This is a genomic window from Clostridium sp. OS1-26 (genome assembly GCF_030915445.1).
Classification (GTDB): Bacteria; Bacillota; Clostridia; order Clostridiales; family Clostridiaceae; genus Clostridium_AM.
In genome coordinates, this window is the sequence record NZ_CP133264.1 from 4,832,234 (window position 1) to 4,856,733 (window position 24,500).

Genomic DNA, 24,500 nt, shown 5'->3' on the forward strand with positions numbered 1-24,500 from the left:
TAAAATATTTATATTTGTTACTATAATTATATTTGCAAAGCGATAAAAAGTCCCCAACCATTCTTGGTTGTTATTTAACCAACCAAATGATATAGTGAAAGTACTATGATGTTGGAGGAATATTATGTTGAATATCAATTGGAGACCTGATAGAAATAATCCTGCTCAATTGAGTATACAGATTATTAACTTCATAAAGGATAAAATAGCAAGTGGAGAATGGCCGGTAGGTTTCAAGCTGCCAAGCCAACGGTCACTTTCTGAAATTTTCAGTGTAAACAGGAGCACAGTAGTAGCTGCCCTTGAAGAACTGGCAGCTGAAGGGCTTATCAGCGGAAACTCTGGAGGTGGAACAAAAGTAATCAACAATACCTGGACGCTAATGTCCATTGAACATTCCCATAACTGGATTCCCTACATATCCTCAGGAGTGCATCAAACAAACCAAGAGATCATGCAGCAGATCAATCAGGCTGAATTCCAACCTGATATCATCCGAATGGGGTCTTGTGAACCTTCCCCTGAATTAATACCTAACAAAATGATTCAGGGAGTATTAAAAAAACTTTCTAAGTCTATGGGATCCTTGGGTTATGAAGAGCCAAAAGGAAATATCCATTTGAGAAAAGAGGTATGTACATACCTTAAAACAATAGGAATAGAGGCTGATCCTTCCTCAGTAATGATTACTTCCGGTGTTTTACAGGCACTACAGCTTATTTCCCTTGGACTTTTGCACGCAAGCTCAGTAGTATATGTAGAAAAGCCATCCTACCTATACTCTCTAAGAACCTTTCAATCCTTCGGAATGCAACTTTCGGGAATTAAGCTGGATGAAGAAGGTATCGATATAAAAGAATTGGTTCATCGACATACTCGAAGAAAAGGCGCAATGCTTTTTACAATACCTACTTTTCAAAATCCTACTGGGAGTGTCATGTCACTTGAAAGAAGAAAATGCTTGTTGATGCCTGTGATAGAAATCGCTTGCCCATTATTGAGGATGATGTATATAGGGAGCTTTGGTTTGATGAACCACCGCCACAGCCAATAAAGGCATTTGATAAAAATGGACTTGTATTATATATTGGTGGGCTATCGAAGAATCTAAGTCCTGGACTCAGGATTGGATGGATTGTTGGATCAGAAAAAGTGATTGAAAGACTAGCAGATATAAAAATGCAAACGGATTATGGAACCAGCTCACTCTCACAGAATGTAACCACAGAACTATTCTCAAGTGGTCTGTATTATCAGCATAACGATAGAATGAGGAAAAATGTAAAGCTCCGAAGAGATGTTGCTCTTGGAGCTTTAAAGAAGTATTTTACCGGCATCGGCACGTGGAATATTCCTGGGGGAGGGTATTTCATTTGGCTTAAGTTAAATGAAGGCATATCCATGCACCAGCTTTTTACAAAAGCCTTAAACCGAAAAATACTTGTTCATCCTGGAAATTTGTATGAGTTTCACTCTGATCAATATTTAAGAATATCTTATTCTTATGCATCCTTAAATGAAATTGATTATGGAATTAAAACGCTTTCAGAATTGGTAGCAGAACAAATTTTTTAAATTTTATTTGGAGATTAAAATATCGCAGATAATTATCATAATGTTATTTCAGATTCGTATACTTATAAGTCTCTCTACATCTACTTTCAATTTTATCTGTACCAAAAATGCAAACAATATAAATTACTGAGCAATCTTTTTTTATGCAATAATACCCAAATTTCTCTAGTTCTGCGTAATTATTAGACCCCCTAAAGCAAAATTCCCTCAAACTAATCAGTCTGAGGGAACATAAAACACACTTCAATATTTAGTTAAAATCCTTCAAAGCCTTTAATATCAGCCTATTTCTTCTCTATCCTTACCACGGTCTCAACATGCCTTGAGGAAATAAAAAAGATGCCGCTTGAAGCTGGTAGTCACTTGGCGATGATTACCCATTATGCCTCAAGCACTAAGTTCAGGAAATGCTCTTATTTTGTAATGCTGACGTCGATTTTACCAATTGATAGGTTGCCTGTGAGGGTAAGGTGTGCATTATCAAAAGTATGGTCAATGTTCAAACTGGTCGGATTGCTCTTATATTGACTAAGTAAATTAGCTGCAAGATAGGTCTCTATGCCAGTTTCATCGTTTGAGTCTATCAATGTTCCTATATAATCGTTCGCCAGCGCTTTAGCGGCCATTATAGCTGACGGACTGCCATGCAACAAAGCTTCCTTATCGATGCCTTGGAAATCCAATTTCTTCAGATCGACCTTTGCATCTATCATTTCCTTACCATTTTTTTGCTGTGTGACTGTCAATACTACTGCATTGTCCTTAGAGGTACTAGTTAGCACCTGGGTCTGATCAGCGCTGCTTGTTACCGTTGCGCTGTTAAATTTACCCGTATCTGAGAGAGATTTTTCAGCTTGTGAAATCGTATTGACCCTGATATCCCCTTTGCCTGTCGCTAACCATATCGTCTTATAGTTTGTTACTAAAAGAATTCCTGCCAAGATTACGAGGCAAAAAATAGTGAAAAAAAATATTTTGAAGGCCTTGCCATGCTTTTTCTTATTCTTTAGGCCATATGATAAATAAGAATTTTTGTAACTGCTCATTACCTATTATTCTCCTTTACCGGGCATTTTCTTCAGCCCATCAGATTTAAAATACTATTAATCACACTAGTATAAGTGATTGTGTTCATTATAACATAGATAAAAACAGATGTTATCTGAAATATATTGCCAAATGCTGTACATGATGAAATGATGAATGAAGAACAGAATGCCTCTTATTCCCACATCGATCTAAAATGTACCCTACAGAGTAGACAATATCAAATGTTCACCCTATAGGGGTTTTTATTTGTTATAATAAGCTTAGATATCAATGGAATTTAAGAAAGATGACTCCTGTAGAATACAGAAATCATCTAAATAAAGTAGCATAGAGTCTTTTTAGAAGTATCCTTGACAAAAGGTACATTTTAATCAGTCTGAGGAAACATAAAACACACTTCAATATTTACTTAAAAACCTTGAAACCCTTTGATATCAGCTTATTTCCTTTTAATAACCGGTATCCATACTTCACTTTTGAATTTTGGTGAAGTTATATCTTTATTCTCATTCCATAAAATTTCTGGTCCTTCTGCTATTTCATAATTTGAAGATGGAAACCATTCAGAATAAATACGTCCCCAGACATTTTGAAGTGTCTCTGGAAACGGCCCTACTGCTTCAAATACAGCCCATGTTGAAGCTGCAACTCTAAGTTCGGCTAGATCACTTGGGCATTCATTATTTGTTGCTACACCAATATAATGATCAAGCTCTCCCTTTTCTTCCATTCTACCTTCCGAAAAGTTTGTAGATGCACTAATCAATCCTATAGGTTCTACATTAGATAACTCCTTAAGTTTACTGATTTTTTCACCATCTAAGCTTTTCCACATTTCAGAAATCTCTAGATTTACCCCATTGAAAATAATATGCACCCTTTTCTTAATACCAACTATGCTAAATGCTTCTTTTTCTTCAATACGATAGTTCATTTCATCTCCTCCTTTTATTGATAATTGGAAGATCATTCTTGGATAAGCTTTTAGAGATTGACCATTGCTTCTGGCTTCAGAAGGAGTTATTCCATGTAACCCTTGAAAAGCCCTTGTAAAAGAGTCTGCTGAGCTATATCTATATTTTATGGCAACATCAATAACTCTCATATTACTATTATTTAGCTCAAATGCTGCAAGTGTAAGTCGTCTACGTCGAATGTACTCCGATAGCGTAACACCAGCAAGGAAAGAGAACATTCTTTGAAAATGATATTCTGAACACAAAGCTATCCTTGCAACTTCTTTCAAGTCAATATCATTCGTAAGATTTTCTTCAATATAACTAAGCGCTTCGTTCATTCTTTTAAGCGAATCCATTTTTATGACCTCCTCTCATCAATAGAATAGCAGAAATTGAAACTATCTATCCGACATTTCTTGCCCCGTTGTGTAGGGTTAATTCTTTTAAATATCAATCAGCATTTAAATATTATATTAGTTGATATAACCCATCCCCGGATGTTAGTTTTTCAAGATTATCAAATATCATTTTTTCGTCCAATTCCACCATTGAAGTTTTAACAAAAACTCTATTTTTCATCACTGAAACGCTTCTTAAAGCTAACACTTTTGCTTTCACTATTCCCACCGATTTTCTGACCGGATAATTCATAGATCAACCACAGAATTCCTGCCTTTTACATCCTCTTGAACTGGAAATATAAAGCAGCTTCCTTTAGAACAGAAAGTTTTATTAACGCAATCAATTGCATAGCTGTATCCGTATTATTTCTTATTATTTCATAAAACAAAATAGCCTCTGAATATACATTTAAAATTATGATTTTAGTTCATCATAAAAACTATTCCATAGACTTATTAAAGTCTTGCCTATATCTTCACTATTCCCCCTAAAGATGCTCTGCATCTCAACACCGCCGGAGGAGCTTATGAACATGTTCGCTATTTGTTCATCACTCATACTAGAATTAATTTCGCCTTTTTCTCTTGCAGTGTGAATAATATTCTTCCAACTACTTAGTTGAACCTCTTTAGACTTTTGCAATCTTTCCTGAAAATCCGGAAAAAGTTTTATGGCATCAAAAATTAGAGAAATATAATTAAAACTTGGTACACTGCCTTCCTCATTTTGTTGCTTTAAATTTTCTGCATAATAATTAATATAATCAATGTAAAAATGATAAAGAGAGTCTTTATTAAATTGGTTATAGGGAATGTCTAAAACAGAAGAAACCACATCATTGACCAATTCGAGAAAAAGTTGCTCTTTACTTGTAAAATAGTGATAAAAAGCACCTTTGGACAATCCTGTCTTTTCTACAATCTCTTTAAGAGTAACTTCTTTAAAACTCTTTTGTAGAAAAAGTTTTAAGGTAATATCCAAAATATGTTCTCTTGTATTTTTCACACTGTCCCACCTTTCCTCTTAATTTTTTCAATTTGGTAAGGGGCATTATCTTAATCAACTAGCACTTGATGAATTTGTATGAGGTTACCACAAGTATCATTAAATACAGCAATAATAGCTCCTACTGATTTTGTTGGCTTTATAGTAAACTCAACGCCCAGTTGCACCAACCTTTCATACTCCTTCTCGATATCTTCCACGGCAAAGGATGTTGCTGGTATGCCCTGATCAAAAATGCCTTTTTGATATGTCTCAGCAACAGGGTTATCATTGGGTTCAAGAAGCAGCTGTGTACCTTTCGGTTCGTCAGGTGATGTAACTGTTATCCAATTTACTTCAGGTATATGTACTTTCTTCACAAAACCCAATACCTCAGTGTAGAATTTAAGTGCTTTATTGGTGTCATCTACAAACACACTAGCTAATTCAATTTTCATATCATCTTCCTCCTTAATATATTGGTATTCTTTTCAAATCGTATTTAACAGAAATGTAATTATTATAAAGCTATTTCAAATACCGACCGTTCGGTATGTTTGAATAGTAACATTATGCTATACTGTTGTCAAGGATATTATTTCTTGTTTCAAATACATAATGACAGAGAAAAAGTGTGTCTACAGAAACATAAACACACTAATTATAACTATGTTACTTTTCTGAAACGTGCAACAAGGAGCCCTCCAGTTCGTTGTTTGTGCAAAATTTAGACTCTGAGCGAGCCACGGAATCCCCTGGCGCTATAGTAAGATTCCGCACCATTATGATATACGAAGACATTGCCGTAGCGGAAATCAGCAAAGATGGCACCGCCGAGTTTTCTAATCTCAGAAGGTGTTTTCAACCAGCTCGACGTCTTCATATCAAAATTCCCAAGTTTCTGCAGCTCGCGATATTGTTCTTCCGTTAGAAGTTCAATGCCAATGGCAGCTGCCATATCAATAGCACTATTTTCCGGTTTATGTGCTTTCCTTGACTCCAGAGCCTCACGGCCGTAACAAACACTTCTGCGGCCTTTAGGACTTTCCGCTGAACAATCATAAAAATCAGGTCATCCGTATCATAGGATTTCTACATACCCTTCTGTTCCATGAACGCGAATTTGCTGCCCATCTTTTATCAGTTTAGTAGCATTTTCTACTCCGACAACTGCTGGTAATCCATATTCACGTGCTATAACTGCTCCATGGGTCATCAGTCCACCAACTTCGGTGACTAGGCCTTTTATGGATACGAACAATGGTGTCCAGCTAGGGTCAGTAAAGGCGGTAACTAATATATCTCCTTCTTCTAGATCAGCATCTTCCATGTTTAAGATGACACGTGCTCTTCCCTCTACAACTCCAGACGAAACTGGGAGACCTGCAATAGCGCCCGCTGGGAGATTTTCTCGTTTGTACTCACCTGTAATAATTTCACCATCAGAGGTCATAACACGTGGTGGAGTTAGCTTTTCATTTAATTTGTGCTCATTTTTCCTTTTGCTTATAATCTCACAATCAAGTTTATTTGTGCGTATTACTTCGCGAAGTTCTTCAAAATTAAGGTAGTAAATATCTTCTTTTTCATGAATAACGCCCTCTTGCACGAGCCTTTCCGCTTCTTTCATTAAAGCTTGCTTATAAACAAAGTAGCGACTAACCATGCCGTATTTTGGATATTCGCGATAGCCAATAAAATTCCGAATTAAGTCAATTTTTCTTTTTGTTTCTTTGGCTTTTTGTTCACCATCCGGTAATTGTTTCAATCGTTCTAATAACTCTTGTTCTTTTTTCAAAGCCTCCTGTCGCCCTTGCTCAAATTTCCTTTTGCCAGCATTAGGCCCAAAGTTCTTGATGTTATTAAGAATCATGGGGACAAGTGTAATTGGCTTTTCGCTAAAGCGGGTTCTAGTTATATCGATTTCTCCACTGCATCGCATTCCATATTTGCTCAGATAAGACAAGATTTCATCTCGCGTTTCCTGTCCACCATGGAACTTAACTACTTCCTCCAAAAAGTTATCGTCTTTTACATGTTGTAAATACTCAACTACTTCTGGATAAGGACGAATCACATCTGCCACATCCATTAGTGCCAGACCCATTTCCGAAGTAATGTTGCTTGGTACAGATTGAGAAAGGGTATCTGCTGCGTTTTTTTCACCTAACCAATCGTTCATCTTTTCATTAATCCAAAGTGAAGCATTTATAGCAGCCATAAATACAGCTGTACTTTGTGGGTCAAATAAAATCCTCTTTAACTCATTTGTATCTTCTAGAATAAAATCAATTAAATCTGCTCCAGATTTCCTTTGAATTTTTTGTTTTAACTCTTCTATGGAGGCTTCACTCTTCTTAATCAAATCAGAAACGATTGTCGGGTTGCTTTCGATTTGCTCCTCTAAATTCGGGGTCGGCACACTTTTATTACTTTTACGATCACTCTTTTCCACTTTATCATTAGGTAAACATTTTATGAAATCTCGCTCTATTATGGTCTTAACTGCATCCTCTGTGAGCGGCTCGAGTTGTTTCATATTATTTAATAACATCTCTCTGCTATCTGGTGAAGCCAGCATTGGTGCCACATCAACAAACAACCTTCCACCAGCTTTAAACCAGCGGCCAAAAGATATTAATTCCTTTAAAGACATTCCGAGCGGCTTCAAGGGGTCGGTCATCATTTGTTGATGGCCGACAGATAAATAAACGTGCTTTTCATCATCATTAGCTTCAGGGATAGGGTATAAAGTAGTAATTGGTCGACTCTGGACAATATAAAATGTATCATGAGCCAAACACCATTCGATGTCTTGTGGGTAGCCAAAATGTTCTTCGATATTTCTTCCCATGTGCGCGAGGCTCAAAATCTGTTCATCCGCCAGCGCTTGCCCATTTTGTATTTCAGGCTCAATCTCCATTTCTTTCGTACCACCATCTTCCAAGGCATAGAAGCCTAGCTTCTTGGTGGATATCTTCTTATCCACAATCTTGCCGCTTTGTACTTTATAGTTATCAGCATTCACAAGTCCAGAGACCAGGGCCTCACCAAGTCCGAAGCTGGCATCAATGGATAACACCTTCCTATTAGAAGTTACAGGATCGGCAGTAAACAAAATTCCTGATACCTCTGGGAAGATCATCTTTTGGACAACCACAGACAGGTGGACCTTACGATGGTCGAAGCCATTTTGAAGGCGGTAAGTTACTGCCCTTTCAGTAAATAGCGATGCCCAGCACTTGCTTACATGCTTTAAGATTGCCTCCCTTCCGATAACGTTCAAATACGTATCTTGTTGGCCGGCAAAGGAAGCAGTCGGTAAATCCTCCGCCGTTGCGCTGGAACGCACAGCATAGGCATCCTTTTCACCAAACTTTGTGAGAAAAATTGCAATCTCTTCTTCTATATCCTTTGAAATAGCTATACTTTCGATGACCATGCGAATTTTCTTGCTAACTTCACTAACCTTTTCTCTGTCTTCCACTCTAAGCTGCGTTAATTCATCTAATAAACTGTTAAGTTCCTCATTATGTTCAGTTATCTTTTTATATGCTTCTGTAGTAACACAAAAACCATCCGGTACCAGTATTCCCTCTACTTTGGATAGTTCCCCCAGGTTGGCGCCTTTACCCCCAACTACGAAAAGCTTAGTTTTGTCAATTTCCTGAAAGCTAAGCACATATGAATTCATACACATTCTCCTTTCTCCTTTCAGTCGGAACCGATCGTAGTTTAACCTACTCTCTCCCACTCGCAAACTACTCGTTAAAGGTCATTCAGACCTTTAACCCCTTTTCTAGGTATAGGTGAATCAATTCTCTATGAAATGATATCTGTTCCTATAATACACACAATAAGCGCAAATTATAAGCCTGTTATTTAAAAATTTCATATGATATAATAAAAGTGGGAGAGTAGTTGATTTTTTAACAAAACAAATTGTTTACGTCCCTCGTGGGTTTTAGTAAGTACAGCGAATTTGCTACTTCTTTAGCTTTTTTATTTCTTCTTCTTTTCCTTTCTTCTCAGCAGTTTTTAATTCTGCTTTAAGATCATCTTCGTATATTTCTCTCTCTTCACTATCTAAATACATAATATCTAGCTTTTCTATTGCTTTTTATATTTTAAACCTTTAATAATGAGTTTTAGTCCGAATTCAAAAGTGTCTTGTACACCGTTTTCAACAATATTTATTACATCAGAAGTCAATGCATCAATATCTGTATCACCTTGAGATTCTTTAAACTTCTGAATAGATGCTGATTTTAATATTCCTCTCTTATTTCGTGTTTGTTCCTCAATTACACATCCTATAGTAAATTGGCTCATTGTCAGCATTGCCATCTGAGCTTCACTCTCAGAAAAACCTGCTCGCATGAGATATTCAATTTTAGGTGCTAATTTAATAAGATCATTATAAATAGGAATTGATCCAGCATGAAGCATTGCTCCATCTGGATAAGCTAATAGAGCATTTCTAAAGCTACATGCATTATCAATAAACCACTTTTCCCATTGTTTAGTATCTTGCGGTGTCTCAATTGTGTGATATCTAGTCATTATAGTAAATGCCATTTCACCAAGTAGTGTTGCCTTATCTTTTACATGCCAATAAAGTGACGCTGATTCAACTCCTAATCTCTGTGCTAAACGCCGAGTTGTAATAGCTTCTAATCCACCCTCTTTAAGAAGTTCAAGTGCCATCTCTATGACCTCTTCACGTTTTATCTTTGCCATATTTAAAAGTTCTCCTTATTCACGTTTTTAAAACCTATCAATGATATATTATATCTAACATCTTTCTTTTGCAATATATATATTGAGGAATCTGCTGCTATATTTACAATATTGTTTTTCAAAGCTCAAAACTGTATTTGAAATTTTAATTTAATAATATATTGACAAATCTATCACTGATAGAGTAGAATTAAGTCATTCGCAAAACCTATCACTGATAGATTTGTGATAATTTTATAGTTTACAATTAATATCTGAAAGGAGCTAAAACTATGAATTTTAATAAAAACAGTATACTGAAACAGTCTAGTCATATGCAGATGTACTGGGGTGTACCAATAGAAAAGGAATATCTATTGAAAAATTTGTCATCAACTCTCGAATTCGCAGAAAACCTGGACAAGTATTTTGCGGCTGATGTTACTGATGTTGTACCTAACAAATACATAGTTACTGAAATAAACGACTATCATGCCTTAGAAGTTACTGATCCTATCAAGCGGGTTTCACATGGTTGCACTTGTGTTTATGTGGATTCTGTGGGATCTAGAAGCTGCTCATGCAGAATGAATCTATTATGTTTTAGGGAGATATAGGAGGAGACTAGCAATGATTAACAATGATAAAAAATTCAATAAAAGTGAGCCCATACCGTTTATTCTATTTTGGCAGGCTATAATTATAGTTATTGGAGCATTTACTTCGATGTTATCTTCGACGATGCTTAATGTTGCTCTGCCATCAATTGCAGCAAGCTTACATACTTCAAGTTCAATTGTACAATGGATATCGACAGGATATTTTTTATCTCTGGCCGCAGGTGTTCCGCTAAGTGCATGGCTGTCCCGTAAATTAGGGCCAACCAAGCTTTGGCTAACCAGCTTAGTTTTGTTCTCGTTTTTTTCAATATTGTGCGCTGAGTCAAAGGTTATTTACATGCTTATAATTTGCAGAGTTCTGCAAGGCTTGTCAGGTGGCCTTCTTGTACCGGCTGGACAAATAGTTATGAGTATGGCAGCTGGTAAAAAACGACTTGGCAGAGTTGTGAGCATTGTAGGTATTGCAGTTGTTCTTGCGCCAACGATTGGTACAACTTTAAGTAATGCTATTCTAAGCAGATTAGATTGGACTTGGCTATTTTGGATCAACCTTCCTCTTTGTTTAGCTGCATTTTTCATGGGATTTAAATGGCTTCCCAAAATCAAGCTCGATGAGGCGGGCAAATTTGATTGGATTGGCTTTTCATTGATAACAATTGGCCTACCGGTACTTATTTATGGTATTACCTCTATTGGTAATACGACAAGCATTAGTTCAACCAATACATCAGTACTAATAATTATCGGAATTGTTTTTTTGGTTGGTTTTATTATAAGGTCGTTAAGTCTGGACAAACCAATATTGCAAATAAGGTTATTTGGTAATGGAATATTTTCAGTAGCTGCTATCGTCATGTTTTTAGGTGGTGCTATAAACTTTGGAGCACAAGTTCTTCTTCCTCATTACTTAACAGATGCTCGCGGTATGAACTTGCTTGCTACAAGTATATTGATATTATCTCAAGTAATAGGAACTGCTATTGGTTTCCCGCTTGCGGGTTGGTTCACAGACAGACATGGAGCTGGAAGAGTTATATTTGCAGGATGTACCATATTGGCTTTATCTACGCTATTGTTTGCTTCTTTTAGTATGAATACGGGAATGCCTTTAGTTGTCTTCGCTTTTTTCGTGTGGGGATTAGGCTCAGCAATGACTACTGTTCCCGCCATGACCGCTGGTCTAACCACTGTTACTCCTGATCAGACAGCAGATTCGGCACCTATACTGAATATGCTGCAGCGAACAGGAGCGTCCATAGGAACAGCTACAATCACTTTACTATATACTAGAAATTTAACTAGCAACTTAAACCAAGCCTACACTTTATCTGCTTTTAGAAATGTCACTTGGTTGTTATTTGGTAGTGTAATATTACTCCTAATATTATCCTTAATTCTAGTATTTGAAGAAATAAAAAAAGCACGCTAGTTAGTTTTATGTAAGCGTCAAAAAATCTCTGTATAGAAAAATAATGCCGCTTGGACCTGGTAAGGTCCAAGCGGCAAATTATTTTTTCTGGCTTTTTTAAGGAAAGACAAAATGACAAGTCACTCTAAAACTCTATCACTTCTGGTTTATATCCGTCAGGTAATTCTTCTTCACTTAAAAATTGGAAATTGTCATCATTCAGTATTGGGAAAAATATCTCGAATGGAATCCCAGAAAACTCACAGGCATAATTACTGGCTCCGAACCACTTGCCCTCTTTGCTACTCAAATTTAAATCTCTAGCAAATTTTGTATAGTTTGAGCAATCATGAACTGCTAAATCCCAGTTTTCTTCATCAGCTATCTTCATGAATTTCAGAGTTAATTCCCTACTCCAAATCGGAGATATATAGCCATGTCTGGAAATATACATGTTTTCCCCATAATAATTGTCTATGTTATTCTCATTTAAATGTAATTCAGCACAATTGATAAAATCGAGTTTTGTCTCGAAGATTGCTTGCTTTTTCTTAGAAAAAGCTTCAAAAAACTCAGGAGTCATTGGAGTTTCAATACCTACATTTTTAATATATTTTTTCGCTATTCCAATGTTTTCAATAACTTTGTCTGAACAGTTAGAAGCACCTAGGTTGAAACGTATCTCATTAAGACCGGCTTCACCTAATGCTTTCAATGTCTCTTCCGTAGCTAAAATGCCATTTGTATATAGATGTTGATAAATTTGAGCATCACTAAATTTCTTTATTACCGAATAGTATTTTTCAATTTCCATGAATGGCTCTAAATAAACGTAGGCAACACCAGTGGGTTTCTGGTGAATGGAAAGAAGTAAATCAATATCCTTCTCATAAAACTTTGTGCCTCCAATTTCCCACATGCCTTCGCCAACTGGTGGAATATTTTCTAGTTGTCCGTAATTATAACAGAACTTACACTCTATGTTACATTTGTTCGTTTTCCTAATTGCACCCAAGCCAGTGCCCAACAGACAAGAGCGACATCCTTTGGAAAATTTGCTTTCATTTCCCACAAAAAAAGTTCTATTCTCTAAAGTTTTTAAACCTCTAATTTTCGACATTAACGTATCATTTCTATGTTCGATCGCCGCCTCAATTTGTGCAAAGGTAGAGTAAATGATTTCTTCATGTTTTGGACTAATTTCCTCATCTTCAGGCATTTGCGAAAAAAAATCAAACCATATCAACGCATCTTTCTTTGAAATTTTCATAATGTATCCTCCTCTAATTAGTCTTCCTAAAGATTCAATTCAAATCTTCTTGCTATGATTTTTCACATATTCTTCTTCAAAAGACATACTTGCTCCACTATTATATCACTTTCATTGTTTCCTTACTATGTCTTTGAAAACATATAACTTTTTGCATAAAAAAACCCTGATTTCTCAAGGTTCTAACTGTGTTTCCTTTGCAGCTTTACCATTGTATTTCTTGAAAACCTGGATACTAATTACGTAATTACAATTTATTCTTCTAGTAAATGCACACTATCTGGAGTAATTTGACCATCTGGTGTATATAATATCCAGTCGGTTAAATCTTTTAAATTTAGTTCCATTTCAGTATTTACTGTTAATTCTCTTATATAATATGGTTCTTGAGTTAAAATTCTCTTTATCTTTTGACCATTTATTTCAAGAACTTCAAACCAAATATGTTTAATGGTATAATATACATAATGAAAAGCATACCTATTAAAACAAAGAAAATCACTTATGTCTCTATCATATAAAATACATCTAAACTAGTAATAACTTATTAAGAGGGGGAAAAATTAAAATGGTAATATGTAAAAATCTCTATGAAAATAAAAATATAGAAGTAGTAGAAGCTAAAGGCGATGTTAAAGTTCTTGAATATAAGAAAGATTTAAGTGTAGATGCTACAAATGCAATAGCTGCATACTTTGCTTCAGAAATGAACGTTAGAAAAAAACAGGTTTTGATTGAACTAAAAGGTAATGCTTATACAATTAGTGCTGGAGCAATGCAGTGGACTTCTGGAGCTGTTAATATGGCAGCAGATGTTAAAGGACTTGGTGATTTATTTGGTAAAGCTTTATCTTCTAAGGTAACAAAAGAATCTACAATAAAGCCAAAATATCAAGGAACTGGTTTATTAATGTTAGAACCTATATATAAACACATTTTACTTGAGGAGGTTTCAGAATGGGGTGGAATAGTACTAGATGATGGACTTTTTCTTGCCTGTGAATCAAAAGTTCAGCAAAAAGTAGTAGCTAGAACTAATCTTTCTTCAGCAGTACTTGGGAAAGAAGGTTTATTCAACTTATGCCTTAAAGGTGAAGGAATTGCTGTTCTAGAGAGCCCTGTTCCAAGAGATGAACTCATAGAATTTGTACTTGAAAATGATGAAGTTAGAATTGATGGAAACTATGCCATTGCATGGTCTGATTCACTAGATTTTAGAGTTGAAAAATCCAGCAAAAGCCTAATTGGTTCTGCGGTTTCAGGCGAAGGGTTAGTTAATGTGTATCGTGGAACAGGAAGAATACTTATGGCACCTATTGAATAAGTTATATCTGTAGTTTCTCTAGATGCAAAGATATTAGTTAACAAGGATACTAATTATCTTCCGCACCTAGGGATATGATATAAATGGGCATAAATTAAAATCCCGATTTTTTCAAATTCGGGATTTTAAATAAATCATTTAATTCTAAATGCCATTAAATAATTCCATATTCTTTCAATAATTGTTCAATATCTGTTCCTGCTAATTGTTTTACAATTTTACGTTTAGTAAGTGGTGGCAAATCAATTTGTGGTTTTTCGCCATCTAATAAACTTACACCTGCATTTAATAAGTAGCGGATATCATATCTGGACGCAAATACCTCAGGAACTCCTTTTTCAACTCCAGTCAAGACATATACTGCTTCCATAGCTGTACGTCCTGAATATTCAATAGTAAATACAGTATCACGTCCCGGATCATCCAATGTTTCAGCAAATTGTCCAAGGAAAGCAAAGTTTACTGCATTCTTTGGTACAACATAAGGACGATCTCCAAATGCACGTGGCATAAACATAGATGTGATAAATGGCATCATAACAGGAATTGCAGTGCAGCTTTCTGCTAATTCTTCTATTTCATCTGCAGGAACACCTATATGATATAGCCATTCTTTTGTGATTTCCTTACCAGTACAATCTCTCATAGATTTTTTAATATAGTCTCCAGGAACATCAGAAAATAAACCATATACCCAAACCACAACGTCTTTTTCAGGTTGTCCATAATACTGCTCTTGACGGTTTATGGTCCAGCTCATAAGCCATGAAGAGTCAACAGCTGTAACTATGCCGCCTGTTACAGTACGTCCGCCATATGGTGAACGTTTTGTGATCTTTTCAATGTACTTAGGAACACGTTCATCATGACAAGTTACTGTACAAGACTCCCAATTAGATTTTTCTGTATCTGTACAGAACTTATCTGGATTTCCAAATTCATCTGATTGAGCGGCTATATTCCTCCACAAATTCCAGCATCCTCCTAGTTCCTTGTTAAATGGAGCAGGGCTATTGTCATCACCATATCCAGAACCTTCAGTCATGGATCCATTAGTGATAAATACTAAGTCATTTTCTGTTAAATCAATAGAAATGTCCTTTCCATTCTTATCTTTTGCAACTATTTTCTTTGCAACCTTTTTATCATCTGAAATTGAAAACTCAACGTTATCCACAGTGATTCCGTATTCAAATTTAGCACCATGGCCTTTCAAATATTTAACCATAGGTTTTACAAAGGAAGTGTATTGATCATGTCTTGAAAATTGTAAAGCTGAAAGATTTGTCAAGCCGCCAACATGGTGGATGAAACGGTTCATATATAGTTTCATCTCTAGGGCACTATGCCAGTTCTCAAAAGCGAACATTGTTCTCCATAATGTCCAAAAATCAGAATTTAAAAGTTCTTCAGAAAAAATATCTTCTATAGATTTATTTTGAAGCTCTTCATCTCTCATGCTTGTAAAAGCAGCTAATTCTTTTGCCAAGTCTTGACCCAAATTAAATTTTCCATTGTCATAGCGCTCCCCTTGGTTTTTAGTAATACGACAATTGCTAAAGTTTGGATCATCATAGTTTGTATAATAAAAATGGTCTAACACAGTCATACTAGGATCTTCTGTGGATGGTAATGAACTAAATAGGCTCCATAAAACCTCAAAATGATGTCCCATTTCACGTCCACCACGTGCCACGTAACCCATATTTTCACGAATAGCACCATCCAAGGATCCACCAGGTATATCTAATTGCTCTAAAAAGGTAATCTTACTGCCATCCATGTGTGCATCACGAATCAAAAAGCATCCAGCAGCCAAAGCACCAATTCCTGTACCTATTAAGTAAGCTTTTTTATCATCAATTCCCTTAGGCTTTCTTGCATTTACTAAAGCATGATAACTTCCATTTGTAAGCTTAAGTCTATCATCATGTGTCTTTATTTTCATTTTTTCTCCCTCTTTCTTAATAGTATTCCAAATCCACTATTATGCTTAGAATTCTGCATATTCACTTTATTAGTATGTCCACGTGGTACAATACATAATAATTCCTACTTTAACTTTGTGAATACTTGCTGTCCGTAGGATTTGTTTATACTTATAATATAGCTTTTTAATATCTTTTACATTAGATAAAAAAACTGCAGTGTTCAAAATTCCAACACTGCAGTTTTTTGCCTAATTTTTAGGCATTTACATTATAATGTCTAGTAAAAAGAAACCTCTTACTACTTTTTTATCAGATATTAGTTAAACCAGCACTTCGCTTAAGGGACAGGACAATGTTTCCATCGAAAAGCTGCCCTATTCGTCTGCTGATAGCATCAGGATCTTCCTTCATTCCAGAAGCAATCCAGTGTAGCACCATTTGAGTGAGGGCACACTGATAAAAGGAAGCAATAAGTTTTTTATCCCCCGAAGAGGCTGAGATACCATCGCTTACTTTTTCAACATACCTAGTCATGACATTTCCTGATACATTGTATATATATTTCTCCAATTCTTCTCTTTGCATGGAATTATATACATGATAAATTGCTTTTCTGTTCCCTAAAGCAAACTTAGCAGCTGCAATAAAGCTCTCCTCCCAGGAGAGTGTATCATTATATTTGTCAATGACTGTCTGAAGTTCTGTTTGGAAGATCTCTGACAAAATTGCATATACATCTGAATAGTAATAATAAAATGTATTTCTATTGATCTCACATTCTGCAACAATAGCCTTAACCGTGATTGTGTTAAGTGGAACCTCATTCAGCATCTTTATGAATACCTCGCGAATCAAATTTTTGGTATATTTCTGTACCAAGACGCCACCTCCTTAATGCTTAATCTGTATTCAAAATTATAGCACATGGTAAGCTATTTTGCCTATTTGCGCCAAAATGACACTATTTCTTTACTCAAATGGATATTTTTGAACTAACATCATAATTCATTTTCATAACACAACTGTCCGCAAGCAGCACTAATTTCAGAACCAAATTGTGTTCTAACAGTTACACTAATACCAGCTTTCTTTAGTGTACTGCAAAATTGCTTGATAGCACTTGAAGATTGAAATTTAAAAGTTGTTTTGTCCGTAGAATTATAAGGTATCAAATCAATGTGATATAAATGCTCCCATGAACCACGATTTTTCAATAAACCTACAACTGCCTCTGCATGTTCTTTCGAATCATTAATTCCTTCAAGCATAATATAAGCAATAAACACTCGTCGTCCCGTATGAATGATATGTTCATCTAATGTCTTCATTACCTCATTCAATGGAAATCTTTTATTTATAGGCATTAAATCACTTCGTTGACTTTCAAATGGTGAATGAAGTGAAAAAGCCAGATTCACTTGTGGAAATTCTTTGGTCAATCTTTGAATTCCTGGTATAATGCCAATTGTTGAAATAGTAATTCTTCGTTGACTTAACCCAAATAAATTTTGATCAGTTAAAATTTTTACTGCATCAAATAACTCCGGATTTGCAAAAGCCTCACCCATTCCCATAAATGAAATACTATTCAATCTATGGTCATTAAAATAGAAATAAAGTAATTGGTCAGTTATCTCATCAGCAGTAAGATTGCGTTTAAATCCAGCACTTCCCGTTGCACAAAAACGACATCCAAAGCCACAACCACATTGGGAAGAAATACAAAACGATTCCCACCCCTGTTTATACTTTAGTCCAATAGCTTCTATTTTTTCTCCATCAGTCAATTCGAATAACAATTTTTGAGCTTGTTTAGAATCTTGTGAAAAAACAGGTATTACACTAGATACACTATTTCCAAACTCATTTACTAAAGCTATCCGTAACGCTTTTGGTAGTATATGCATATCATCAAAATTATCTATTCTTTGATGAAAAATAGCCTTTATAAGCTGCTCGTATCTATAATCAGGTAATTTTAGATTTGATATTATTTGTTTTATTTTCCCATATTTTGTTTTTGTCTGTTTCATGTAGGCTTCCTCCTCACTATTAATAGTTAAGAAGCAAAGCCAGTATAATTAGCGACTTATACTACTCCATGCAAGCGTCGCCCAAAACATCTGGCTTTGCATGGAGCCTATTGTGTGTTACTTTTATATTTCCATTAAACATATTAATTGCCATTTCTACCTTTACAATTTTATTATTTTTGTTGCAACATTTTCACAAAATGCACTATCATGCTCAACAAACAAAATTGTAGGTTTAAGTTCAATTAACAATTTCTCAATCTGCATACGAGAAATGACATCAATAAAATTCAATGTATTTGATTTTCCTCGTCCATTTCTTCCGGTAAAGCCCACTTTCCAATCGGTATCAATTTGAAAGCTTACATTTTCAAAAATATTATCATAACTGCCTTCATAAGCGAAGGTCAGGTTTTTTACATTTATTAAAGACATATTTTTGTCCTCCTCTGTATTTAATAATATAAATAACAAAGTCGGAACAATAGGCGACCTTGTTATTACTCCATATAAATGTCGTCTGCAGTATCCGACTCTATATGGAGATTATCATGTGTTAGCAAAGTGTCTTTATTTATCATAATATTATTTATCCTCCTTATTCGAATTATTTATAAAAAAGTAAGAGCCGCAAGAATTAATTATTCTTACAGCTCATAGATATACGTAGTTAAGCTAATCATTATAGCATAACACAAGTGTATATATTAAGAGAAAAAAGAATAACTTTCTTGCATAAGTACAACAAAACAAACAGAACACACCTGTTTATCTTTGTATTAAATGTACTTTAAAAATTAGCAAGAAAAATTAATCATTTTTTCACCTCAAATTTCAATTTTTTTATCATTATACTATTATACGTCGAAAAAGTCAATAAAGAGTGAATCAAGAAAATCTATTTCTTCTCTATCTTCACAACACACTCTACATGTGTCTAGGCAAAATAATGATACTGAAACGCATAATTACTACACTTATACCCCGGGGGACTTTTTAGAGAGCGGGGGTCGTGAGTTATACCCAATATACAAAAAGTTTTATAAACTATAATTTTTGAAATTGCCTATTTTTCTAGGTTTTGTTGTTTCACACAGAAACTCTATATCTCATAATTTAATTCGCAATACCCACTTCAACTTATCCTTATGGATTTCTAGATAACAGATACCCCCTTAAATTAATTTTCATTTCTTATATCTTTTAACAGTCCTTTAAACCATTGAACATTTACTAAATGATGAGAAAGTGAATTTTCCAACATTTTTCTAAAATAAGTAGGGATAGTTTCATTACGTTCAAGAGATTGTTCTATTAAAGAAATTTTCTGATTAGTTTGTTCGATTTGTATATCTATTAGCTTTTTTAGTTCCTCGCTTTTATATTCATTAGCAAATAGCATTGCTGCATAAAAAGATAAATTTATATACTCTGTCTTAGAGCCATACTTATACATCAATTTTTCAAATTCTTTATCCCCTAGTTCAGTGATGATATAATTATGCGTCTCTCTAGCATTGTCTAATTGGTCAACTTTTTTAATATATTGCTTTTCTTCTAATTGTTGAAGATTATAATAGAATGACCCTTTAGTGAAATTCACTATATATTTATAGTGTCTCTCTTCCATTAAGGCTAATAATTCGTATCCGTAAGAACCTGGGTTTTGTTTTAATAAACCTAAAATTAGTAATGGTATCAAAAAGACACCTCCTTTATGTTCTTCATCAAAATTATATTAATAGTCATTTTATAATTATAAAATTTAATCATTGTTGATTTGCATAACTTGAGATAGGAATTCATCATATGATATTTTTCCTAATGCAAAATCCATACTTTTTATATATATCTGTTCTGCTTTTGTATGTGTTCTAGCATCATTTAAATTTAGCACCTCATTTTCATTAATTAATGGCTTCAATACATGTTGCTTATTAGAAAAAGCTTCAAAATATCGTAAACCAAATTTTCTTTGAGAAATTGCATCGATATGAATACCATCAGGATTAGATGTTAAGCCTGAGGCTGTGACAAAGTAACAATTATCTTGTTCAAAAGCAAATTTTTGTAACTCTTCATTAATGAAATTATATTCAGTACAGCTTTTTCCGAATCCTTCTTTCCCTAAAAAATCTCCTAAGCCACCAAAAATAATTGGAATATCAGGAGCATTCAACTCCTTTCTAAGAGCCTCAATAATTAAAAGTAACTTTTTATAATATGCTTTGTAGTTACCATTAACACTATCACTTTCGCCTTGATGCCATAGAATTCCTGTTAACTCACTACTTTTCATCGCAAACTTAGCTTCAGTTATTGCATGTTTAAAAAGCACTTCGTCTACAGCCCACTCATCCAATGTACTTCCACCTTCTGCGCAAGGAATTAAGCTAATAATATCTTCTTCATTTTGACGACACCATGCATCTGCAAATGAACCCGCTAGACTTATTCCCGAAACTGGACGGTCATAATTGATTGGCTCAGTCATCATTTGCCATCTACCATTACGCAACATTTGTATTCTTTCATTATAAATCGGGGGTACTTCATGAATAAATCCCCTCCCAGCCATATTTGACTGTCCTAACATTAAAAATGATTTAACCATTTTTTTCATCCTTTCTTTTTATTTAATATTTATAAAGAAATGTTTCCAATTCTCAATAAATATTAAGTAGTTACTTATTAAATTCATTGCTTCTATAGATTTTACTAGATATCAAAAACTACCAAATTTATCATTAGTCTAATTAGACTAACGACACTTAAATATTATAGTCTAATTAGACTAATTGTCAACCATATATTTCTGCATAATTTTTAGTCCCCTATAATTTAACTTATTTCTTGGCATTTATACACTCACCTAATGCCCACTATTTTTGCGTATTTATGCACCCTAGGTTGCAAATTCCCCAAACTTTTAGTCTGAGGAATCATAAAAACACATATTAAAAAAAGGGTAAGATTTCTCTAACCCTTTACTATCGCCCTATTTCTTCTCTATCAATGCCACACTCTCTGCATGCGTGATAGCATAATATCTACACAATTACGTAAAAGGTTATTGATATAATAGCCTTTTAGCAAAATCTATCCCTATGAGTAAGTAATTACAAATGGATTAACATCTGATAATATTACGAGCTCTTTAAATTTCTAAATTAGATGTACTTATATAAAGATAGGTTATAATTTCTTATAAATCCTCATTGCAAATATATACGCAACAACTATTATTGCTATACACCAAGCCAAAGCAGCCCATATCTCATTTCCTACTGGCTGGTTTGCTAATAAATTACGAATAGCTTCTACGATAGGCGTTATAGGTTGATTTTCTGCAAAAACACGTACTGCTGAAGGCATAGTATCTGTTGGTACAAAGGCAGAACTGATAAATGGTAAGAAGATGATTGGATAAGAGAATGCCCCTGCACCATCTGGTGTTTTAGCGGCAAGTCCCGCAATTACAGCAATCCAAGTCAAAGCAAGTGTAAATATCCCAAGAATTCCAAATACCGTTAACCATTCTAAGATTCCTGCTGAAGAACGGAAGCCCATTAATAATGCAACAAGTATAATCACTACTACAGAAATTCCATTTGAAATTAATGAGGTTAATACATGTCCCCATAATACTGTAGAACGAGCGATAGGCATAGAGTGAAAACGTTCGAAGATACCACGCTCTTTATCTATAAACAAACGGTACGCTACGTATGCAATCCCACTACCAATAGCCATTAACATTATACCTGGTAATAGATAATTAACATAATTTTCCGTACCTGTTTTGATTGCACCACCAAATACATAAACGAATAATAACATCATCGCAATTGGCGTGATACAAACTGTAATAATTGTATCTATACTTCTAAAAATATGACGCATAGAACGTCCAAACATAACACTCATATCTTTAAAAAAATATTTATTTGCAGATTTCATTTATTTCTCCCCCTTTTTACCTATGATTGTTAGAAATATTTCTTCTAATGTAGGTTGTTTTTCAACATATTCAACTTTTGCAGGTGGGAATAATTTTTTCAATCCTTCTAGTGTATCTAAAGCAATGATCTTTCCTCCATGAAGAATAGCAATTTTATCTGCAAGTTGTTCTGCTTCATCTAAATATTGAGTCGTTAAGAATACTGTAGTTCCTGAAGCTGATAACTCTTTTACAATCTTCCAAACTTCTAAACGTGCTTCTGGATCAAGACCTGTCGTTGGCTCATCTAGGAAGATAATCTTCGGATTTCCCGCAAGACTCATTGCGATATCAATTCTTCTTTTCATACCTCCAGAGTAAGTACCCACTCTGCGGTCTGCCGCCTCTGACATACCAAAACGATTAATTAACTCATCTGCTACTTGATTTGGATTTTTAAGATGTCTGAGCTTTGCTATCATTTGAAGATTTTCACGTCCAGTCAAAATTTCATCAATAGCAGCAAACTGACCAGTAAGACTGATAGAACCTCTAATGTCCCCTGGATTTTTTTCAATATCAAAACCATTAATTACAACACTTCCAGCATCTGCTTTAAGTAAAGTAGCCATGATTCTAATCATCGTTGTTTTTCCTGCTCCATTGGAACCTAGTAATGCAAAGATACCTCCTTGCTCTACTTCAAAATCTACTTCTCTGAGTACTTCTACATCTTTGTAAGATTTCTTTACCCCTTTAACTTGTATGATATTTTTTTTCATTTTCTTTTCCTCCTCTACAATATAGTAACCTTACTCAAATCTGCGCCTAATCCTCTCAATGCAGCTTGAGCAGTTATCATAAAGAAAGAGCCGATAACTGTGATTTCATTCACGGTTATCGGCTCTGCGTCTTAGCGTCTGGCTCTTTGATAACTGATATATTCAGTTGTTTTACATTGATTATCGTTTCCTGTTTACACTTGGGACAAAATAGCGGGAAGTTTTCAAGCACCGTATCAACACCTATCTTGACCCGTGTTTTGTTGCCACAGACCGGGCATAATATCCACTCATATTTACACACTCTACCATCCCCTTACTTGATGTTTTTGTTGACCACTATTTACTTTGTTTTATCCGTAACCTTTTTCATGGCCTTGTTAACTTCTTGGTCAACAGATTCTTGATAGATGTCAGCGTAAGTTTTTGAATCTTTGATTAGATCGTCGCAGAAAGACGCTACGTCACTGCCCGTCACTTCGAGCACGCCTTTCCCCAAGGCCGCACCTTCTTCAAAAAGATCGATAATCCCCGAGAACAAACCAGTCCCGTCGGTTAGCTCAACAGGGCCGACCTTAAAGAGATATTTTTGAATCTCTTTATAAACAATCTGATAATCTTTCGGGAGCGCTTTGACACGCGCCACGTGCGCTCTCCACTCTTTTTGCCTTCGATGATATCTTGTATTCTCATTTTATCCTCCTATTTACCTAATTTTTTAGCGATATTATTGTTGAGTTGCTCGCGCCACTTGTCACGATAAGACTTTGCCCCTTCTTCGCCGACCAGCGCTGAACAGAAACCTTTGATATCGTCACCCAAAACCTCTTGGACACTCTGACCGTCCGCCGCCGTTTCTTCGAGCATGCCAAGCACACCGTCAAGAATTGGCATGAGGTTGCGACCAGTGAAATCTGAATGCGGCCAAAGATTGGCTTTAATTTTTTCCCATGCCTCTTGATAATCAGCTGGCAGCTTTTTGGCTCGCGATTCAAAAGTTTTCAATTCTTTAGTCATGTCGCTCCCTGTAATTCTTTCCCAAAAATTCATTATTTCTTCTCCTTTAACTCATTAATTTTTGATGATACGAACCCCCATTTTTCCCAAAACTTCCGTAGTTCCTCGCGTCCCGCGTCATTGAGTGTGAAAAACTTTCTTGGCGGTCCCATATCCGACGGCTTTTTCGTAGTTTCCACCAACTTGTTTTTCTCAAGCCGCACCAAGATGGTATAAACTGTCCCGTCTACAACATCCGAAAATCCAAGGGCATTCAGCCTCTTCGTAATCTCGTAACCGTATATTTCCTCATGGCTGATGATTTCAAGAACACAGCCCTCCAGCACACCTTTGAGCATTTCTGTAAGGTTCTCCAACGTAACCCCTCCTTGCTATTCTGTATGACTTGTATTCAGTATTACTTACTACCACTATATAGTATCACGCAGTAGTGGTTATGTCAATATGATATGTTTATATATATTTGGCATTTAACTCACTCCATCT

The 24,500-nt window shown here is 35.2% G+C and carries 24 protein-coding genes and 4 pseudogenes; 6 read left to right on the top strand and 22 right to left on the bottom strand.

The features are described 5' to 3' along the window. Positions 1–124 precede the first annotated feature (124 nt). Together RCG18_RS23880 and RCG18_RS23885 are read left to right on the top strand one after the other, a co-directional pair. Entirely contained in the window at positions 125–1,054 is a 930-nt protein-coding gene (locus tag RCG18_RS23880) for a PLP-dependent aminotransferase family protein (protein ID WP_308038488.1), read from the top strand. After that, positions 988–1,575, top strand: a complete 588-nt coding sequence (locus tag RCG18_RS23885; protein WP_308038489.1) for a PLP-dependent aminotransferase family protein — start codon at positions 988–990, stop codon at positions 1,573–1,575. Before RCG18_RS23880 ends, RCG18_RS23885 begins: the two co-directional genes overlap by 67 nt. A 413-nt stretch (positions 1,576–1,988) precedes the next feature. Here the strand turns inward: RCG18_RS23885 and RCG18_RS23890 are convergent, their stop codons facing one another. Further along, positions 1,989–2,621 carry a hypothetical protein gene (locus tag RCG18_RS23890; protein ID WP_308038491.1) on the bottom strand — a complete coding sequence of 211 codons (633 nt, stop codon included), beginning with the start codon at positions 2,619–2,621 and terminating at the stop codon, positions 1,989–1,991. A gap of 254 nt (positions 2,622–2,875) precedes the next feature. Here RCG18_RS23890 and RCG18_RS29180 point away from each other — a divergent pair. Next, positions 2,876–2,956 (top strand): annotated as a pseudogene (locus tag RCG18_RS29180) (IS3 family transposase); the annotation flags it as partial. Between the two features lie 108 nt (positions 2,957–3,064). On the opposite strand, the gene RCG18_RS23895 reads toward RCG18_RS29180, so the two are convergent. The 7 genes and pseudogenes from RCG18_RS23895 to RCG18_RS23925 all read right to left on the bottom strand — a co-directional run bounded on the left by RCG18_RS23895 (position 3,065) and on the right by RCG18_RS23925 (position 9,710). After that, entirely contained in the window at positions 3,065–3,940 is an 876-nt protein-coding gene (locus RCG18_RS23895; protein WP_308038492.1) for an AraC family transcriptional regulator, read from the bottom strand. A 112-nt stretch (positions 3,941–4,052) separates the two neighbouring features. Then, entirely contained in the window at positions 4,053–4,235 is a 183-nt protein-coding gene (locus RCG18_RS23900) for a hypothetical protein (protein ID WP_308038493.1), read from the bottom strand. A gap of 165 nt (positions 4,236–4,400) precedes the next feature. Next, entirely contained in the window at positions 4,401–4,991 is a 591-nt protein-coding gene (locus RCG18_RS23905) for a TetR/AcrR family transcriptional regulator (RefSeq protein WP_308038494.1), read from the bottom strand. A 50-nt stretch (positions 4,992–5,041) separates the two neighbouring features. Further along, a complete protein-coding gene (locus tag RCG18_RS23910; RefSeq protein WP_308038495.1) occupies positions 5,042–5,428 on the bottom strand; it encodes a VOC family protein in 387 nt (128 codons plus the stop codon). Positions 5,429–5,697: 269 nt separating this feature from the next. Next, a pseudogene (locus RCG18_RS23915) lies at positions 5,698–6,036 on the bottom strand (DUF4256 domain-containing protein); the annotation flags it as partial. Positions 6,037–6,051: 15 nt separating this feature from the next. Then, the gene (gene ppsA, locus RCG18_RS23920; protein WP_308038496.1) at positions 6,052–8,664 is read right to left on the bottom strand and encodes a phosphoenolpyruvate synthase; all 2,613 of its coding nucleotides are present in this window, start codon (positions 8,662–8,664) and stop codon (positions 6,052–6,054) included. A 416-nt stretch (positions 8,665–9,080) separates the two neighbouring features. Next, positions 9,081–9,710 (bottom strand): TetR/AcrR family transcriptional regulator C-terminal domain-containing protein, encoded by a 630-nt coding sequence (locus RCG18_RS23925; protein ID WP_308038497.1) that lies wholly within the window; start codon positions 9,708–9,710, stop codon positions 9,081–9,083. 314 nt (positions 9,711–10,024) lie between these two features. Here RCG18_RS23925 and RCG18_RS23930 point away from each other — a divergent pair, with 314 nt between their 5' ends. Together RCG18_RS23930 and RCG18_RS23935 are read left to right on the top strand one after the other, a co-directional pair. Beyond that, positions 10,025–10,306: a hypothetical protein gene (locus RCG18_RS23930; protein ID WP_308038498.1), complete on the top strand. Its 282-nt coding sequence runs from the start codon at positions 10,025–10,027 to the stop codon at positions 10,304–10,306. Between the two features lie 13 nt (positions 10,307–10,319). Next, positions 10,320–11,738 carry a DHA2 family efflux MFS transporter permease subunit gene (locus RCG18_RS23935; RefSeq protein WP_308038499.1) on the top strand — a complete coding sequence of 473 codons (1,419 nt, stop codon included), beginning with the start codon at positions 10,320–10,322 and terminating at the stop codon, positions 11,736–11,738. 124 nt (positions 11,739–11,862) lie between these two features. Here RCG18_RS23935 and RCG18_RS23940 read toward each other — a convergent pair whose 3' ends face one another. Both RCG18_RS23940 and RCG18_RS29185 read right to left on the bottom strand, forming a co-directional pair. Beyond that, entirely contained in the window at positions 11,863–12,987 is a 1,125-nt protein-coding gene (locus RCG18_RS23940; RefSeq protein WP_308038500.1) for a radical SAM protein, read from the bottom strand. A gap of 254 nt (positions 12,988–13,241) precedes the next feature. Beyond that, a complete protein-coding gene (locus tag RCG18_RS29185) occupies positions 13,242–13,511 on the bottom strand; it encodes a DUF2314 domain-containing protein (protein WP_374119165.1) in 270 nt (89 codons plus the stop codon). 44 nt (positions 13,512–13,555) lie between these two features. On the opposite strand from RCG18_RS29185, the gene RCG18_RS23945 reads away from it, so the two are divergent. Further along, entirely contained in the window at positions 13,556–14,311 is a 756-nt protein-coding gene (locus RCG18_RS23945) for an AIM24 family protein (protein ID WP_308038501.1), read from the top strand. 154 nt (positions 14,312–14,465) lie between these two features. Here the strand turns inward: RCG18_RS23945 and RCG18_RS23950 are convergent, their stop codons facing one another. The 12 genes and pseudogenes from RCG18_RS23950 to RCG18_RS24005 form a co-directional block, all read right to left on the bottom strand. Next, positions 14,466–16,259 (bottom strand): oleate hydratase, encoded by a 1,794-nt coding sequence (locus tag RCG18_RS23950; protein WP_308038502.1) that lies wholly within the window; start codon positions 16,257–16,259, stop codon positions 14,466–14,468. Between the two features lie 292 nt (positions 16,260–16,551). Beyond that, the gene (locus RCG18_RS23955; RefSeq protein WP_308038503.1) at positions 16,552–17,121 is read right to left on the bottom strand and encodes a TetR-like C-terminal domain-containing protein; all 570 of its coding nucleotides are present in this window, start codon (positions 17,119–17,121) and stop codon (positions 16,552–16,554) included. Positions 17,122–17,240: 119 nt separating this feature from the next. Then, the gene (locus RCG18_RS23960) at positions 17,241–18,275 is read right to left on the bottom strand and encodes a Cfr family 23S rRNA (adenine(2503)-C(8))-methyltransferase (protein ID WP_308038504.1); all 1,035 of its coding nucleotides are present in this window, start codon (positions 18,273–18,275) and stop codon (positions 17,241–17,243) included. Between the two features lie 282 nt (positions 18,276–18,557). Continuing rightward, positions 18,558–18,710 (bottom strand): annotated as a pseudogene (locus RCG18_RS23965) (Lsa family ABC-F type ribosomal protection protein); the annotation flags it as partial. Between the two features lie 745 nt (positions 18,711–19,455). Continuing rightward, on the bottom strand, positions 19,456–19,977 hold the full coding sequence (locus RCG18_RS23970; RefSeq protein ID WP_308038505.1) for a helix-turn-helix transcriptional regulator: 522 nt from the start codon (positions 19,975–19,977) through the stop codon (positions 19,456–19,458). 63 nt (positions 19,978–20,040) lie between these two features. Next, complete coding sequence (locus RCG18_RS23975) at positions 20,041–20,889, bottom strand: sialate O-acetylesterase (protein WP_308038507.1); 849 nt, start codon at positions 20,887–20,889, stop codon at positions 20,041–20,043. Between the two features lie 581 nt (positions 20,890–21,470). Then, positions 21,471–22,235, bottom strand: coding sequence for an ABC transporter permease (locus RCG18_RS23980; RefSeq protein ID WP_308038508.1), 765 nt, complete (start codon positions 22,233–22,235; stop codon positions 21,471–21,473). Further along, complete coding sequence (locus RCG18_RS23985; RefSeq protein ID WP_308038509.1) at positions 22,236–22,997, bottom strand: ATP-binding cassette domain-containing protein; 762 nt, start codon at positions 22,995–22,997, stop codon at positions 22,236–22,238. 115 nt (positions 22,998–23,112) lie between these two features. After that, positions 23,113–23,301 (bottom strand): cysteine-rich KTR domain-containing protein, encoded by a 189-nt coding sequence (locus RCG18_RS23990; RefSeq protein ID WP_079421726.1) that lies wholly within the window; start codon positions 23,299–23,301, stop codon positions 23,113–23,115. A gap of 39 nt (positions 23,302–23,340) precedes the next feature. Beyond that, a pseudogene (locus tag RCG18_RS23995) lies at positions 23,341–23,690 on the bottom strand (DUF1048 domain-containing protein). Positions 23,691–23,699: 9 nt separating this feature from the next. After that, on the bottom strand, positions 23,700–24,047 hold the full coding sequence (locus RCG18_RS24000) for a DUF1048 domain-containing protein (RefSeq protein ID WP_308038510.1): 348 nt from the start codon (positions 24,045–24,047) through the stop codon (positions 23,700–23,702). Next, positions 24,047–24,370: a PadR family transcriptional regulator gene (locus RCG18_RS24005; RefSeq protein ID WP_308038511.1), complete on the bottom strand. Its 324-nt coding sequence runs from the start codon at positions 24,368–24,370 to the stop codon at positions 24,047–24,049. Before RCG18_RS24005 ends, RCG18_RS24000 begins: the two co-directional genes overlap by 1 nt. Positions 24,371–24,500: the final 130 nt, after the last annotated feature.

Coding starts and splice junctions, on each gene's coding strand:
- RCG18_RS23895 (WP_308038492.1), bottom strand. CDS start 3,940: ATGGATTCGCTTAAAAGAATGAACGAAGCGCTTAGTTATATTGAAGAA.
- RCG18_RS23925 (WP_308038497.1), bottom strand. CDS start 9,710: ATGGCAAAGATAAAACGTGAAGAGGTCATAGAGATGGCACTTGAACTT.
- RCG18_RS23940 (WP_308038500.1), bottom strand. CDS start 12,987: ATGAAAATTTCAAAGAAAGATGCGTTGATATGGTTTGATTTTTTTTCG.
- RCG18_RS23950 (WP_308038502.1), bottom strand. CDS start 16,259: ATGAAAATAAAGACACATGATGATAGACTTAAGCTTACAAATGGAAGT.
- RCG18_RS23985 (WP_308038509.1), bottom strand. CDS start 22,997: ATGAAAAAAAATATCATACAAGTTAAAGGGGTAAAGAAATCTTACAAA.
- RCG18_RS23935 (WP_308038499.1), top strand. CDS start 10,320: ATGATTAACAATGATAAAAAATTCAATAAAAGTGAGCCCATACCGTTT.
- RCG18_RS23960 (WP_308038504.1), bottom strand. CDS start 18,275: ATGAAACAGACAAAAACAAAATATGGGAAAATAAAACAAATAATATCA.
- RCG18_RS23975 (WP_308038507.1), bottom strand. CDS start 20,889: ATGGTTAAATCATTTTTAATGTTAGGACAGTCAAATATGGCTGGGAGG.
- RCG18_RS23900 (WP_308038493.1), bottom strand. CDS start 4,235: ATGAATTATCCGGTCAGAAAATCGGTGGGAATAGTGAAAGCAAAAGTG.
- ppsA (WP_308038496.1), bottom strand. CDS start 8,664: ATGAATTCATATGTGCTTAGCTTTCAGGAAATTGACAAAACTAAGCTT.
- RCG18_RS23880 (WP_308038488.1), top strand. CDS start 125: ATGTTGAATATCAATTGGAGACCTGATAGAAATAATCCTGCTCAATTG.
- RCG18_RS24000 (WP_308038510.1), bottom strand. CDS start 24,047: ATGAATTTTTGGGAAAGAATTACAGGGAGCGACATGACTAAAGAATTG.
- RCG18_RS23910 (WP_308038495.1), bottom strand. CDS start 5,428: ATGAAAATTGAATTAGCTAGTGTGTTTGTAGATGACACCAATAAAGCA.
- RCG18_RS23980 (WP_308038508.1), bottom strand. CDS start 22,235: ATGAAATCTGCAAATAAATATTTTTTTAAAGATATGAGTGTTATGTTT.
- RCG18_RS23890 (WP_308038491.1), bottom strand. CDS start 2,621: ATGAGCAGTTACAAAAATTCTTATTTATCATATGGCCTAAAGAATAAG.
- RCG18_RS23930 (WP_308038498.1), top strand. CDS start 10,025: ATGCAGATGTACTGGGGTGTACCAATAGAAAAGGAATATCTATTGAAA.
- RCG18_RS23945 (WP_308038501.1), top strand. CDS start 13,556: ATGGTAATATGTAAAAATCTCTATGAAAATAAAAATATAGAAGTAGTA.